14 protein-coding genes are annotated in these 15,253 nt (G+C 31.6%); 8 read left to right on the top strand and 6 right to left on the bottom strand.

Annotated elements, in window-relative coordinates:
- The 4 genes from ACKGJY_RS00300 to ACKGJY_RS00285 form a co-directional block, all read left to right on the top strand.
- On the top strand, positions 1–3,450 hold a 3,450-nt coding region (locus tag ACKGJY_RS00300; protein WP_413971847.1), incomplete at its 5' end, for an HYR domain-containing protein.
- 13 nt (positions 3,451–3,463) lie between these two features.
- Positions 3,464–4,384: a type IX secretion system membrane protein PorP/SprF gene (locus tag ACKGJY_RS00295; RefSeq protein WP_413971846.1), complete on the top strand. Its 921-nt coding sequence runs from the start codon at positions 3,464–3,466 to the stop codon at positions 4,382–4,384.
- Positions 4,385–4,402: 18 nt separating this feature from the next.
- Positions 4,403–6,325, top strand: coding sequence for an OmpA family protein (locus ACKGJY_RS00290; protein WP_413971845.1), 1,923 nt, complete (start codon positions 4,403–4,405; stop codon positions 6,323–6,325).
- A 52-nt stretch (positions 6,326–6,377) separates the two neighbouring features.
- A complete protein-coding gene (locus tag ACKGJY_RS00285) occupies positions 6,378–8,312 on the top strand; it encodes an OmpA family protein (RefSeq protein ID WP_413971844.1) in 1,935 nt (644 codons plus the stop codon).
- Positions 8,313–8,969: 657 nt separating this feature from the next.
- On the opposite strand, the gene ACKGJY_RS00280 is transcribed toward ACKGJY_RS00285, so the two are convergent.
- A complete protein-coding gene (locus ACKGJY_RS00280) occupies positions 8,970–9,464 on the bottom strand; it encodes a CAP domain-containing protein (protein WP_413971843.1) in 495 nt (164 codons plus the stop codon).
- A gap of 165 nt (positions 9,465–9,629) precedes the next feature.
- Positions 9,630–10,277 (bottom strand): pyridoxamine 5'-phosphate oxidase, encoded by a 648-nt coding sequence (gene pdxH, locus ACKGJY_RS00275; protein WP_413971842.1) that lies wholly within the window; start codon positions 10,275–10,277, stop codon positions 9,630–9,632.
- 110 nt (positions 10,278–10,387) lie between these two features.
- On the opposite strand from pdxH, the gene ACKGJY_RS00270 reads away from it, so the two are divergent.
- Both ACKGJY_RS00270 and ACKGJY_RS00265 read left to right on the top strand, forming a co-directional pair.
- On the top strand, positions 10,388–10,801 hold the full coding sequence (locus ACKGJY_RS00270) for a hypothetical protein (RefSeq protein WP_413971841.1): 414 nt from the start codon (positions 10,388–10,390) through the stop codon (positions 10,799–10,801).
- A 35-nt stretch (positions 10,802–10,836) separates the two neighbouring features.
- Positions 10,837–11,292 (top strand): hypothetical protein, encoded by a 456-nt coding sequence (locus tag ACKGJY_RS00265; protein ID WP_413971840.1) that lies wholly within the window; start codon positions 10,837–10,839, stop codon positions 11,290–11,292.
- Here ACKGJY_RS00265 and ACKGJY_RS00260 read toward each other — a convergent pair.
- Genes ACKGJY_RS00260 through pyrR form a run of 4 tightly spaced genes read right to left on the bottom strand, consistent with a single transcriptional unit; the run spans position 11,279 to position 14,006 of the window.
- Positions 11,279–12,187: a ribonuclease Z gene (locus ACKGJY_RS00260; RefSeq protein ID WP_413971839.1), complete on the bottom strand. Its 909-nt coding sequence runs from the start codon at positions 12,185–12,187 to the stop codon at positions 11,279–11,281. The two genes, ACKGJY_RS00265 and ACKGJY_RS00260, sit on opposite strands and share 14 nt — an antisense overlap.
- An 11-nt stretch (positions 12,188–12,198) precedes the next feature.
- On the bottom strand, positions 12,199–12,528 hold the full coding sequence (locus tag ACKGJY_RS00255; RefSeq protein WP_413971838.1) for a ribonuclease Z: 330 nt from the start codon (positions 12,526–12,528) through the stop codon (positions 12,199–12,201).
- 2 nt (positions 12,529–12,530) lie between these two features.
- Positions 12,531–13,460 (bottom strand): aspartate carbamoyltransferase catalytic subunit, encoded by a 930-nt coding sequence (locus ACKGJY_RS00250; RefSeq protein WP_413971837.1) that lies wholly within the window; start codon positions 13,458–13,460, stop codon positions 12,531–12,533.
- Positions 13,461–13,466: 6 nt separating this feature from the next.
- Positions 13,467–14,006: a bifunctional pyr operon transcriptional regulator/uracil phosphoribosyltransferase PyrR gene (pyrR, locus tag ACKGJY_RS00245; RefSeq protein ID WP_413971836.1), complete on the bottom strand. Its 540-nt coding sequence runs from the start codon at positions 14,004–14,006 to the stop codon at positions 13,467–13,469.
- A gap of 151 nt (positions 14,007–14,157) precedes the next feature.
- Between pyrR and ACKGJY_RS00240 the strand changes: the two genes are divergently transcribed.
- Positions 14,158–14,721, top strand: coding sequence for an NUDIX hydrolase (locus ACKGJY_RS00240; RefSeq protein ID WP_413971835.1), 564 nt, complete (start codon positions 14,158–14,160; stop codon positions 14,719–14,721).
- Between the two features lie 45 nt (positions 14,722–14,766).
- Positions 14,767–15,252 (top strand): acetyl-CoA carboxylase biotin carboxyl carrier protein subunit, encoded by a 486-nt coding sequence (locus ACKGJY_RS00235; protein WP_413971834.1) that lies wholly within the window; start codon positions 14,767–14,769, stop codon positions 15,250–15,252.
- The last annotated feature ends 1 nt before the right edge of the window (position 15,253 follow it).

Below are 15,253 nucleotides of genomic sequence, written 5' to 3'. Positions count from 1 at the left end.
AATACTTTTGAAGTTACTGATGCTGCTGGAAACTCTACAATATGTAGTTTTGATGTGATCGTAACTGATAATGAAGACCCTACAATTACATGTCCTGATCCAATCAACGTAAATGTGGATGCGGGTACCGATGGTGCTGTAGTTACTTATACTGCCCCTGTAGGTACAGATAATAATGCTTCAGGAACTGTAACAACAACGCAAATTGCTGGTTTACCCTCTGGATCATTATTCCCTGTGGGAACTACAACAAATACTTTTGAAGTTACTGATGCTGCTGGTAATACAACAACTTGTAGCTTTGATGTGATCGTTACTGATAATGAGGACCCTACAATTACATGTCCTAATCCTATCAACGTAAATATTGATACTGGTGTATGTGGTGCTATTGTAACATATACAACACCAGTAGGAACAGATAACTCAAATGGAGTAATAACTACACAAATTTCTGGATTACCTTCTGGATCATTGTTCCCTGTAGGAACTACTACAAATACTTTTGAAGTTGCTGATACTTCTGGTAATACTATTACATGTAGCTTTGATGTGATTGTTATAGATAATGAAGATCCAACAATTACTTGTCCTGCAGACATAACTGCAAATACATCTGATGATGCGACTGGAAATTGTTTAACAACTGTTAACCTTGGTACGCCAACTACTAATGATAATTGTACTGTAGCTTCGGTTGTGGCTCAAGTAAATGGCGTTGATATTGATCCTACTACTTTTGAATTCCCGTTAGGTGATACAACTGTAACTTGGTTTGTTACTGACGATAGTGGAAATACTGCTGATTGTACTCAAATGGTTACTATAATTGATAATGAAGACCCTACGATTACTTGTCCTGCAGATATAACAGCTAATACTGCTGATGATGCAACTGGAAATTGTTTAACAACTGTAGATCTTGGTACACCAACTACTGCTGATAATTGTACTGTTGCTTCGGTTGTGGCCCAAGTAAATGGCGTTGATATCGATCCTACTACTTTTGAATTCCCGTTAGGTGATACAACTATAACTTGGATTGTTACTGATGGTAGTGATAACACTGCTGAATGTACTCAAATAGTTACTATAATTGATAATGAGGATCCAACAATTACTTGTCCTGAAGATATAACAGCTAATACTGCTGATGATGCAACTGGAAATTGTTTAACAACTGTAGATCTTGGTACACCAACTACTGCTGATAATTGTACTGTTGCTTCGGTTGTGGCTCAAGTAAATGGTGTTGATATCGATCCTACTACTTTTGAATTCCCGTTAGGTGATACAACTGTAACTTGGATTGTTACTGATGGTAGTGATAACACTGCAGAATGTACTCAAACAGTTACTATAGTTGATAATGAAGATCCAACAATTACTTGTCCTGCAGACATAACTGCAAATACATCTGATGATGCGACTGGAAATTGTTTAACAACTGTTAACCTTGGTACGCCAACTACTAATGATAATTGTACTGTAGCTTCGGTTGTGGCTCAAGTAAATGGCGTTGATATCGATCCTGCTACTTTTGAATTCCCGCTAGGTGATACAACTGTAACTTGGATTGTTACTGATGGTAGTGATAACACTGCAGAATGTACTCAAACTATAACAGTTTTAGATGATGAAAATCCAACTATTACTTGTCCTGATGATATAACAGTTAACGCTGATGCTGGATTATGTTCTGCTTCAAATGTAGACTTGGGTGAGCCTGTAACAAACGATAATTGTGCAGTAGCATCTGTATTAAACAATGCTTTAGAACCATTTGCTCTAGGTGAAACTATTGTTACATGGACGGTAACAGACGAATCTGGAAATACAGCAACCTGTGAGCAAACCATTACTGTTGTTGATGGTGAATTACCTGAACTAGTCTGTCCACCTGCATTAACCGTAAATGTCGATCCTGGAACCTGTGAAGCAACTAATGTAAGTTTAGGTGATTTAAATGTTGAGGATTGTACAGATGTTATTATTAGTAATGATGCGCCATCCACTTTTCCAATTGGAGAAACTACTGTAATATGGACAGCTACAGATCTTGCTGGTAACTCGCAAACTTGTGAGCAACTAGTAACTGTTATTGATAATATTCCTCCTACATTTGAAGAACCACTTCCAACTGATGTTACTGTTGAGTGTGATGCTATACCAGCACAAGAAACATTAACTGCAACCGATAATTGTAGCGATGATATTGATGTAGACATAGTATTTAATGAGGTGAGAATAGATGGATCATGCGTATCAAATTATATTTTAGAACGTACCTGGACTGCTACTGATGAAGCTGACAATACTACAACCCATACACAAATCATAACGGTAGAAGATACTACTCCTCCACTATTTGTTGAAAGATTACCAGTAGATATCACTGTAGAATGCGATGCTATACCAACACCGGAAAACATTACAGCTACAGATAATTGTAGTACAGCTTCTGTAACAACTGAAGATGTAATTATTGAAGGAGAATGTGTTGGAACATATACTTTAGAGCGCACATACACAGCTACTGATGCCTGTGGTTTAACCGCTACATACACACAAACAATAAACGTACAAGACACTACTGCTCCTGCTCCACTAGAAGCTATAGAGGAAACCATTACTGTGAGTTGTACTGATATTCCTGAAGTTCCAGAAATTCAATTTCAAGATAATTGTTCTACTGATATTATCGAGGTATTCAATGAAGTAAACGGATTTGATGATACTGTTTTTGAAGATTATCAAATAATAAGAACATGGACTGTTAGAGATGCTTGTAATAATGAAGAAACATATACACAAACATTAAATGTAATGTTAGATGAAATTATTACACAAGTTAATGGTCCTGATAGATGTTACAATGATGGTATAATCGACTTAAATGAATTTTTAACTTCTGAAAACAAAGAAGGTACTTGGGAATTATTAGAAGGTGATACCGATGCAGAATTAAATGATAATTTATTCAATCCAACTACTCTAGAACCCTCTTTAGATTTCTTACCAAATAATGGGGATTCTATAGAATATATTTTTAGATATACAGGGTTAGCTGATGGTTGTATTAATATTACAGAAGTTAATATGTCTATAAATCCTGATTGTGTAGTGTTGCCATGTGGAGATTCTGATATTGATATCTCTAAAGCACTTACACCAAATGGTGATGGCTTCAATGATAGTTTTGATATTATGGGTATTGAATTATGTGGATTCACTGCCAATGTCAAAATATTTAACCGTTGGGGTGCTTTAATATTCGAATCTAGTAACTATACGCTTGGAGCTGGTCAAGGTTCTTGGCAAGGTAATTCTCATAAATCATCAGTAGGGTCGTCTGGTACAGTACCAAACGGAACATACTATTATATTATAAATTTAGAAGAAAGTGGATTACCACCTTATACTGGCCCTATCTACATCGGAACCAAATAAAACGACGTAACCTATGAAACCTATTAAACATTATATAATTGCTTTTGCGTTATTTACTTGTACTGTTGGAGTTGCACAACAATTGCCCCAATTCACACAGTATATGTATAACACAATTTCTATAAATCCAGCATACGCAGGTAGTAGAGAAGCTTTAAGCATAGTTGGATTACACAGAAGCCAATGGGTTGGTTTTGATGGTGGCCCTATTACACAAACACTTTCTGTACACTCTCCATTAAGAAACGATAGAATTGGTTTAGGTTTTTCTTTTATTGAAGACGATTTAGGCCCTGAAAATTACACCTATTTATATGGTGATTTTTCATACACCTTACCTGTTGGGGCTGAAGGAAAATTAGCCTTTGGTCTTAAAGGAGGATTCACGAGTTATACTTTAGATCCAGATTTTAGAAACTCTCAAAGTTTTGATCCTTCTATTAGAGGCGTTCAAGACAGATGGACACCAAATATTGGTTTAGGTTTATTTTATCATACTAATAGATTTTATGTGGGTGCATCTGCCCCAAGAGTATTAAATACTGATAGAAATACAGAAGATGGTTTTGAAGCACTCGAAAGACTTAGTTATTATGTACTGGCTGGTGTTGTTTTAGATTTAAGTGAATCAATAAAATTCAAACCTTCTGCTTTAATGAAAGCAACTAATGGTGCACCACTATCTTTTGATTTAACTGGTAACTTTCTATTTAATGAAAAGTTTTGGTTAGGAGGATCATATAGAATAAACCAAGATACAGCTGCTTTTGGTGGTTTTGCTGATATTCAACTATCCCGTCAATTACGAGTAGGATACTCGTATGAAAAACCAATTTCTGAAATCAGGAATTTTACAAGTGGCACCCATGAAATATTATTGATTTATGAATTTAAATTCTTAAGTTCTAAATTAAAATCTCCTAGATATTTCTAAACTGCAAGTATTTATATTATGAAATTAAAAACTTACATATTAGCTTGCATTACGTTATTAACAGTTTCTGTAGCGTTTGCACAACCAGGTAGACAAAAAAGAGCGGATACTTTATTTAATAAGTTTTCCTTTGTTAAAGCTGCCGAAGTATATAAAGATCTTATAAAAAACAACTATAATAAAGATTATGCTACAAGACAGCTTGCTGATTGTTATGCCTATTTAAGAAATCCCTCTGCAGCTGCAAGGTATTACAAACGTGTTGTAGAGCAAGACGATGTACCAATTGAGTATTATTATAGCTATGCACAATCCTTAAGAGGCATAAAAAAATATAAAGAATCAAGAGAATGGATGCAACGTTTTAAAGATTCTGGTGGTGTTACAAATACAGATAGTTTTGAAAAAGACCAATTGTTTATGGCACATGTTTTTAGTTCTAAAAAACAATATTTTTTAAAACGAACGCGCATCAATTCAAAATTTAGTGATTTCGGAGCCATAGAACACGATGGTAAAGTATATTTTGCTTCTTCAAGAGATGAAGGCGTATCAGTAAAACGACTATACGGTTGGAATGAACAACCTTTTTTAGATGTATATGTTACAGAAAAAGGTGGTAAACGAAGTGTAAATTATACTCATAAACTTAAAGGCGACGTTAATTCTATTTATCACGATGGTCCCGTTGTTATTACTAAAGATGGTAAAACAATGTACTTTTCTAGAAATGCCGCTAACAAATATGGGAAAGAAAATGATAAAGAAGGTATAAGTAATATAAATATTTATAAAGCTACATTTCAAGATAGTATATGGACAAACGTTGAAAAACTACCTATTAGTAGTACAGAATACTCAACACAACACCCTGCCTTAAATAAAGATAATACCAAACTATATTTTTCTTCGGATATGCCAGGAGGCGAAGGTGGTTCTGATATTTATTATGTTGATATAAACCCTGACGGAACTCTTGGAGTGCCAGTTAATGCTGGAAACGTAGTTAATACTAAAGACTCTGAAGGTACACCCTTTATTAATAATGAAGGTATTTTATTCTTTTCATCTGACGGACATTTAGGCTTAGGACTGTTAGATAATTTTGGAACTGTTACTGACGAAACTGGAACAATTACAGATGTTGTAAATCTTGGAGTACCTGTAAATTCTGAAAAAGACGATTTTTCTTTTACTATGAATACTGATGGTTTAACAGGCTACTTTTCTTCAAACCGAAGAGGTGGTCGCGGTGATGATGATATCTACGAATATTATCGTAAACCATTACTAAACGTTCGCGGACAAGTAGTTGATGCTATAAACTCAAAACCAATTCCAAATTCTGTAATTAACTTATTTGATGCTGATGATAATAAAATAGCATACATGGTTACTGATAAAGAAGGGTATTACAATATAAATATTGATAGAAATAAAGACTACAAAATTGTGGCTAGTCAAAATAAATATATCGATGATTATCGAGAATTTACGTCTAAAAATATCTCTAGTATCGAATCAATTATAGTTGCCAATTTGATTTTGAACCCTGTTCAGAATGTAGAAGTTTTAGCAGAATTATCGCTAAATACAATTTATTTTGATTTTAATAAATATAATATTAGAGAAGATGCTAAAACAGAACTAGACAAGATAGTACGATTAATGACAAACGATTACCCAGAAATGGTTATTAGAATTGAATCTCACACAGACTCAAGAGGTTCCTTATCCTATAACGACAAACTATCAATAGATCGTGCTAATGCAACTTATAAATATTTAGTTTCAAAAGGTATAGACCCTATCCGAATAACGGAGCATAAAGGCTTCGGAGAAAGACGTCTTACTAATGGTTGTGAAGATGGCGCAAATTGTGAAGACGAACAACACCAGCAAAACCGTAGAACACAATTTATAATTGTTCAAATAGAATAAAATAATTTTATTGTGAATTTGCATTAAAAATTGTTTAAAAACAAGACCCCAAATGAAACCAAAAAAAAACCTATTAACCGGCTTAATGTGTTTGCTTACCTTTATCGTTTTTGCGCAACAAGGTTTACAAAAAAGAGCAGATAGTCTTTTCAATAAATTTGCTTTCGTAGATGCTGCACAATCTTATAAAAAATTAATAGAAAAAAATTATAATACTGATTATGCTACTAGACAATTAGGTGATTGTTATGCCTATATGCGTAATCCTGAAAAAGCAGCTATTTATTACAAAAACGCAGTTGCACAAGAAAATGTACCGGTAGAGTACTATTACAAATATGCACAAGCTTTAAGAGGCACACAAGATTATAAAACATCGAGAATTTGGCTTAAAAAATTTAAAGAAGCTGGTGGGGTAATTGATAAAAATAATATTACTAAAGATGCCGATTTTATAACCGCTGTATTTAATGCTAAACATCAATACTTTCTAAAAGATGTAAAAATAAATTCAGAATTAAGCGATTTTGGTGCGTACGAGCGCGATGGTAAGGTATATTTTGCTTCTTCAGCAGATAAAGGAGTATCATCAAAACATTTATATGCTTGGAACGAACAGCCTTTTTTAGATGTATATGTTACTGAAAAAGATGCAGATACAATAATCCATCATTTATCTAAAGTAAAAGGTGATATAAACTCTGTATACCATGATGGGCCAGTTATTATCACTAAAGATGGTAAAACCATGTATTTTTCTAGAAATAATTTTAATGATAAAATACTAGGAAAAGATAGAAACGGTATTAATAATTTAAAAATATATAAGGCCTCTTTAATTGCAGGCGAATGGACTAACATTAAAGCGCTACCATTTAATAACGATAATTATTCTGTAGGTCACCCAACTTTAAATAAAGATGAAACAAAATTATATTTTGCTTCAGATATGCCAGGTGGTGTTGGCGGGTCAGATATATATTATGTAGATATTACTAATGGTAACTACAGCACACCCATAAATGCAGGAAATATTATCAATACCAAAAAAAATGAACTATTCCCATTCATAAATACTGAAGATATTCTATTTTTCTCTTCAGATGGTCACTTAGGGCTAGGTCTTTTAGACGTTTTTGCTACAGTTTATGATGAGAATAATATATTAACCGATGTTGTAAACTTAGGAATTCCGGTAAATTCTAATAAAGACGATTTTTCATTTTTTATGAATGAGGATGGCATTACTGGATATATAGCGTCAAATAGAGAAGATGGTGTTGGAGATGATGATATATATGCTTATAACAGAATACCGCGTTTAAAACTTGAAGGTACTGTTATTGATTCTACAGAAAATACGCCTGTTATGAATGCCATTGTTTCTATATCTGATACTGATGGTAATAAAATAGCATATGTAGAAACCGACGAAAATGGTGAATATGAAATAAATATTGATAGAGATACAGATTATTTAGTCACTGTTTCTAAAGAAGAATATCCAGAATATAATGCGTCTGTAACTACAAAAGACGTAAATAATAAAACAAAATCAATAACTGCCGATTTTGAAATTAGTAAAGTTAAAAAAGTGATCTTAGAAAAAGAACCAGATATTACGGTTGATAACCTTGGTCCTATTTATTTTAATTTTGATAGTGCTAAAATTAGAGCAGATGACATTGGCGAATTGACTAGAATTATAGATTTAATGGTGAAAAAATATCCTGAAATGATTATTAAAATAGAATCTCATACCGATTCTAGAGGTCCAGCAGCATATAACTATACACTATCAACAAAACGAGCTAATGCTACTTATAAATACTTAATATCCAGAGGCGTTAATCCTTCAAGAATACTCGAACATAAAGGTTATGGAGAACAAAAACCAATAAATGGTTGTGATGGAACGATACGTTGTGCAGAAGCGCAGCATAAACTTAATAGACGTACTAATTTTATAGTTATTAAAGTAAAATAAAGAATTAGTTTTTATAATTATTAACCATTAAGAGTACACAACTCTTGATGGTTTTTTATTTTATACTATAAACATTCCTAAGTTGTTAAATTTTAAATAAGGTTTCAATAAAAAAATTGATTATACTCCTTGTGCATTTTGAAAAAATTATGGTAATTCGAGTGAATTTCACGATTAAAATGAGTGAAATTTGTATCAAGAATAAGAATTTTTAATATGAATTGATTCTCGATACGATCTTTAGTTAAAATAATCACTCGAACTGACATTACACTGTTTATTTCAACTAAAAATACACAACGGGTTGATTATATATTACTTTTTGGATTAAGCAGTATTAATTGCTTTGTGTTAGTTAATTAAAGGATAATAAAACTATGGTTAGAGTTTTAGTATAATTTTATATCCTACTACTATACAACACAACACGTCATAGTAAAATAATAACTTAAAGACCTATTAAGCTATTATTGGCTTTACCTATAAAATCTTGATGGTAATTATTGATTTAATTAGCAAAGAAATACTTTAGTAATTAGTTTAATTATTAAAGATAATAAAATACAGATCACATTGATAAACCCATCAATATTATAACGTTATTATATCAAGTAAAAAACTACTTCATTAAAGTTAAACCTATTGGTAAGATTAAATTTATTTTTTAATAAAAATATTAGTAAAGTACCACTTATCATCAGCACCTTTTTCAGCTGATACTTCAAAGTTAGTATAATCACCTTCAATATTTTTTTTATGCGCCTCACTTCGCATCCATGCACCTACAACAGATTTAGCTGATGTAAAACCATACGCAACATTTTCCGATACATGTTTTGCACCAGTATTGTTCTTCAAATAATTACTTCTAGTAAAAAAATTTGCATGAGAAACTGTTTGTGTGTCCACCATATAATCGGTATGGGTAAATGCAGTAGATTTTATAATAGTCATACTTTGTAAAGGGTTTAAACCTATAGATAATCTATGATTATTAATCAATTCCAATATTTCCATCTCTATAGATTTGGATTCTTGGACTTCAACATTTACAATGAGATCATCAACTTTAACGTCCATAGATTCTGGAGTACAAGAAAATGAAAGTACGGTAATAGCTGTCAACAAAGACAACTTGGTTAGTAGCTTCATAAGTAGGTTATTTAGATTTGGGAATATAAAATTACCCTCTAAACCCTAAATGCTCCGTTAATGAAATGTTAAAATCGACTAATGACACGTTACTCATCGATTATAAATGTTTTTTATCGATGAATTGTAAATTATAAGTGAATAAGTGTGTATTTCGTCGTGTTTTTAAGGAGATAATCTATCTATTTGCCAATTGTAATCCTTTTGTAAGCTGTATCTAATTCTGTCGTGAAGCCTATTAGGTCTCCCCTGCCAAAACTCAAGCGCCACAGGTTTAACTATATAACCACCCCAATGTTTTGGCCTTTCTACGTTTATACCTTTAAATTTACTTTCTAAAGTTTTTAGCCTTTCCTCTAAGAATCCTCGATTAGGAATTACTTCACTTTGGTTTGAAACTAATGCACCTAATTGACTCCCTTTAGGTCGTGACTCAAAATAACCATCACTCAAGTTTTTAGCAATCTTTTCGGCTTTTCCTTTTATGATAATTTGACGTTCTGCGCCATGCCAAAAAAAGGATAAACATACATTAGGGTTTTTAGCAATCGCTTTTCCTTTTTCACTCTCATAATTCGTGTAAAATATAAAACCCTCGTAAGTGAATTTTTTTAGAAGTACCACCCTATTTTTTGGAAAACCGTCCAACCCAATAGTAGAAATAGTCATAGCATTATTTTCATCTTCTGAGAAATACTTATCCACCTCATAAAACCACTTCTGAAAAAGCTCCAAAGGATTTTCTGGAACATCTTCTAATAATAATGCACCTTTATCGTATGATTTCCTGTAATTACTTAAATCATTTTCCATACAACGAAATTAATAAAAAAATAATCCTTGATCTATAAGAAAATTAAGATAAAATTCTTAACTTTAAAATTCTCTCAATATTTATTAATTTAAATTAATTACCAACCACAATGAAATTTGAGAAGACCCCTTATTTTAATAAACTCAAGCCTTATAAATTAAAACTTTCGTTTGGTAACTACTATTTCTGCGAAGATCTAATTGTTGGAGAACTATTCGAAGGTATTCATTTTGATTGGGCCATGGCCAAAGACTTAATCTCTGAAATCTATATACATTATGGTGAAAATGCTAAAATCTATTATATAGCAAATAGAATAAATTCTTATTCTATTGATCCTCAAAACTGGTTAAAAATTGAAAAAGAACATGATATTCTAAAAGCTAGTGCTATTGTTGTGTATAGCAACTCTTCGTATATTAATGCATCTTTAGAAAAGCATTTTACCAAAAAGAGTATTAAACGATGTTTTTCTCTAGTCGAAGCAATAAATTGGGTAGGTAATTTTAAAGAATTTAACTAATATTTTGGTTTTTAAAACATAATTAGTAATTACATTTGCGCGAAATTTCAATGAATATGGACTTTTTAGGTGTAAAATTTGAAGAATATGCAGATCGAAAACAAATAGACTATTTTAAAGTTAAACTACCTTTTGGAGAATTATTTTTATGTGATAATTTTTTCGTTTCTGAAATTTTATCTGAGACTCATATTGATGAAGATAAAATGCTAAAAATAGTAGAAACTATCCTTAAATATTACGGAAAAAACGTAAAAATATGTTATATCTCAAATAGGATTAATTCATACTCTTCAAACCCTGTATTATGGGCAAAAGTCTTAAAAAAATATGATGTTTTTTCATCAGGAGCTATTGTTTACCTCAATTTATCTGGTTATATGAACTTTGAAGTAGAAAAAAACATCTGTAAAAAAGAAATGAAAAGCTTTAAAACGTTAGATGATGCTTTAAGTTGGATTAACGATAAACTTTTTGCTAACCAAAATTAAATACCTTACCATCTTGGGCTAATTCAACAGTATCAAATACAGTTTTTGCTTCTTTTCTAAAAAGCTCTAAATCTGGATATCTTGAAGAATAATGTCCTAATATTAAAGTACCAATATTTGCAAGTTTTGCTATTGTAGCAGCTTGTTTTGCTGTAGCATGTTTTGTTTTTGGAGCAAGATGTGCGTGCGATTCTAAAAACGTAGATTCGTGATATAACACATCTACATTATCAATAATTGGTATTATATCTTCTTTATAAACGGTATCACTACAAAACGCGTAACTTTTGGGCTGTTCTGGTGGAAATGTTACAGTATTGTTATCTATGAGAATACCATCTTCGTTTTCAACATCAAAGCCTTGTTTTAGTTTACGAAAATAAGCTACGTCAATATTTGCTTCTTTTGCGGCATCAATATTTAATTTACGATCTCCTTCTTTCTCTTTAAACAAATATCCATTTGTGTATATGCGATGTTCTAAAGGAATAGTATAAACTTCTACAGCTTCATCTTCAAAAATTAATTCTGATGTGTTGGAGGTAAGCTCATGAAAATACAAATTATAATTTGTCCACGAGTCTGCTAATTTCAACTGCAAGGTTATTACCTCTTTAATCCCCTTTGGTCCATATACATGTAAATCTGTTTCGCGAGTTAATAATCTAAAAGTAGAGATTAAACCAACTAATCCAAAAAAATGATCTCCATGAAGATGAGAAATAAAAATATGTTTAATTTGATTGAATTTAACTTTGTGTCGTCTTAACTGCACTTGTGTACCTTCTCCACAATCTATAAGAAACATGTGGTTACCAATTTCTAAAACTTGAGACGTAGTATTACCTAAAGTTCTTGGTGTAGCGCTATAACAGCCCAAAATAGTTAAATTCATATATTTAATGATTATAGCCCCAAATCTCGTTCCATTTCTTCCATCTCTATAATATCAAAAGCTTCTTGTTGCGTTGGCGCTACAATAAGTTCATCTGGAATCTCATCTAAATTCACTTTATCTGAAACTATAACAAAAGAATGATTAATATTTTTGTGAATATTAGAGATTTGAAGAAATTCTACAATATCAGTAGTTTTTATTTCTAAGGCTGTTAAAACTACAATTATATTATCGTTTTTAAATTTTGGGTATAGTGCTTCTAATTTTTTAATAAGCTCAATAACTGTAAACTTTTCTTGGGTTATTGTAGTCGTGTTTCCAGTCTTGTCAAGAATCATAATTATTGTTTTATTTTAGATGCTAATAAATAAATTACCGCCATTCTTACTGCTACCCCATTTTGTACTTGATCTAAAATAATAGCTTGTTTAGAATCTGCAACATAACTAGTTATCTCAACACCTCGATTAATTGGGCCAGGGTGCATTATGGTAATTTCTTTATGTAATGAATCTAGTAATTCTTTATTTACACCAAATTGCTGCGTATATTCTCTAGTAGATGGAAAATAGGTAATATCCATACGCTCGTTCTGTACACGCAACATGTTTGCCACATCACACCAATTAAGTGCGTTTCGCAAATTAGTTTCTACTTTTACGCCTAATTTATCAATATACTTAGGTATTAAGGTTTTAGGGCCACAAACCATAACCTGAGCGCCTTGTAATTGTAGTGCAAAAATATTGGATAGTGCTACCCTACTATGCAGTATATCACCAACAATAACTACTTTTTTCCCTTTAACCTCACCTAGTTTTTCTCTAATAGAATAAGAATCTAGTAAGGCCTGTGTTGGATGTTCATGTGCACCGTCTCCTGCATTTATAATACTTGCATCTACATGCTTTGATAAAAATACGCCAGCTCCTGGATTAGGATGTCGCATTACTACCATATCAACCTTCATAGATAGTATGTTATTTACTGTGTCTATCAAGGTTTCGCCTTTTTTTACAGAAGATTGTCCAGAAGAAAAATTAATAACATCAGCAGATAATCTTTTTTCAGCCAATTCAAAAGATAATTTAGTTCTTGTAGAATTTTCAAAAAACAAATTAGCAATAGTAATGTCTCTTAACGAAGGCACCTTTTTAATAGGGCGGTTTATAACCTCCTTAAAATGGTCGGCAGTTTCGAAAATAAGTTTAATATCTTTTTGGTTAAGATATTTTATTCCCAGTAAGTGATTTACACTTAATTCGCTCATTAATTTTTATTTATCAATTAAGTAAACGGCATCTTCTTTATCGTGCTCCTTCCAGTTTACTTTTACTTTTTCACTATTTATAACATCTACTTGTCTTCCTCTGTAATTGGGTTGTATTGGTAAATGCCTGCTAAAACGCCTATCAATTAGCGTTAATAATTCTATCTCATTGGGTCTACCAAAAGATTGTACTGCCGTTAATGCAGCCCTTATACTTCTACCCGTGTAAAGTACATCATCTATAAAAACAATATTTTTATCTTCAACTAAAAAGTCAATTTTTGTAGTGTTGGCTTCTAAAGGCTTATCACTTCTTCTAAAATCATCACGATAAAACGTAATATCTAAATAGCCTAACTTTACATTATTAATACTATAATCCTCCCTTAATATTTTTGCAATTCTATTAGCTAAAAATATACCACGAGGTTGTAAACCAATAAGTACCGTGTTAGAAAAATCGTTATGTTTCTCAATGAGTTGACAAGCCAATCGATGAAGAATGATGTTTACCTCTTTTGCGTTAAGTAAAACTTTTTGACTCATATTACTGCCCAAACATATTTGGAAAACAAAGGTAATGCAAAAAATTAAAATGTATTAGTTTTAAATAATTTTATAAAATCTATATAATTACTGAAGATTTAGATACAATTAGTTTTAGCTTTGTTTTTAGATGAAAAATTAAATGTTTACAATGGACGAATATATTGATGTAGCCACACAAGATGGCAAATTAACTGGCAAACGTGAGTTAAAATCGGTAATTCACAAAAAGGGATTATACCATCATACAGCTCATGTTTGGTTATATACTAGAGATAAACAAATTTTATTAGCGCAACGTTCTGCAAAAAAAAATATTTGCCCTTTACTTTGGGATGTTTCAGTAGCGGGACATATAGATGCTGGCGAAACACCTAAACAAGCAGCAGTAAGAGAAACAGCAGAAGAAATTGGGTTGCATATTTTAGAAGAAGACTTAGATTTAATTGGGATTTACAAATGCTTTCAAACTTATGATAATGGATTAATAGATAACGAGTTTCACAATACATTTATAGCCGAACTTAAAGTGGAAACATCACTTTTAAAACTGCAGAACACCGAAGTTGAAGCTGTAAAATTGATTTCTTTTAAAAACTTTGAAAATCTAATTACAAATATTGGTCAAAACAATCATTTTATAGCATCCAATAAAGCGTATTATCAAACTGTTTATAAAAATATAGTTAGCAAAACACACACCACACTACTCTAGTTTAAAACCCAAATCTTGCTTATATTTACAGAAAGCAAGATTATTATGAACGACCATTTTAAAGTTAAGGTTAATACTGATTTTAAGTTTGACATTAATTTAGAGGATGTATCTAAACTTGATATCATAGAAGTTTCAGAAACAAATTACCACTTACTACATAACAACAAATCATTTAGGGCTAAAGTAACTTCATCTAAATTTGATAAAAAAACATATCATGTTTCTATAAATAACACGATTTACAACGTAGACATTTCAAATGAATTAGATATTCTTATCGATAAAATGGGGTTTGCCATAAGTGCTAAAAAAAACATTACGTCTATTTTAGCACCAATGCCAGGACTTATACTTGAAATTAGTGTTGAAGTAGGGCAAGACATAACAGAGAATACGCCCTTATTAATTCTTGAAGCTATGAAAATGGAAAATAGTATTAATTCTCCAATAGATGGTGTTATAAAAGCCATTCATTCCAAAAAAGGTGATGCGGTAGAAAAAAATCAATTAATCATAGAATTTGAGTAAC

It is taken from the genome of Hyunsoonleella sp. 2307UL5-6 (genome assembly GCF_047345485.1).
Lineage (GTDB): Bacteria > Bacteroidota > Bacteroidia > Flavobacteriales > Flavobacteriaceae > Jejuia.
This window is presented reverse-complemented; position numbering and strand designations above follow the sequence as displayed.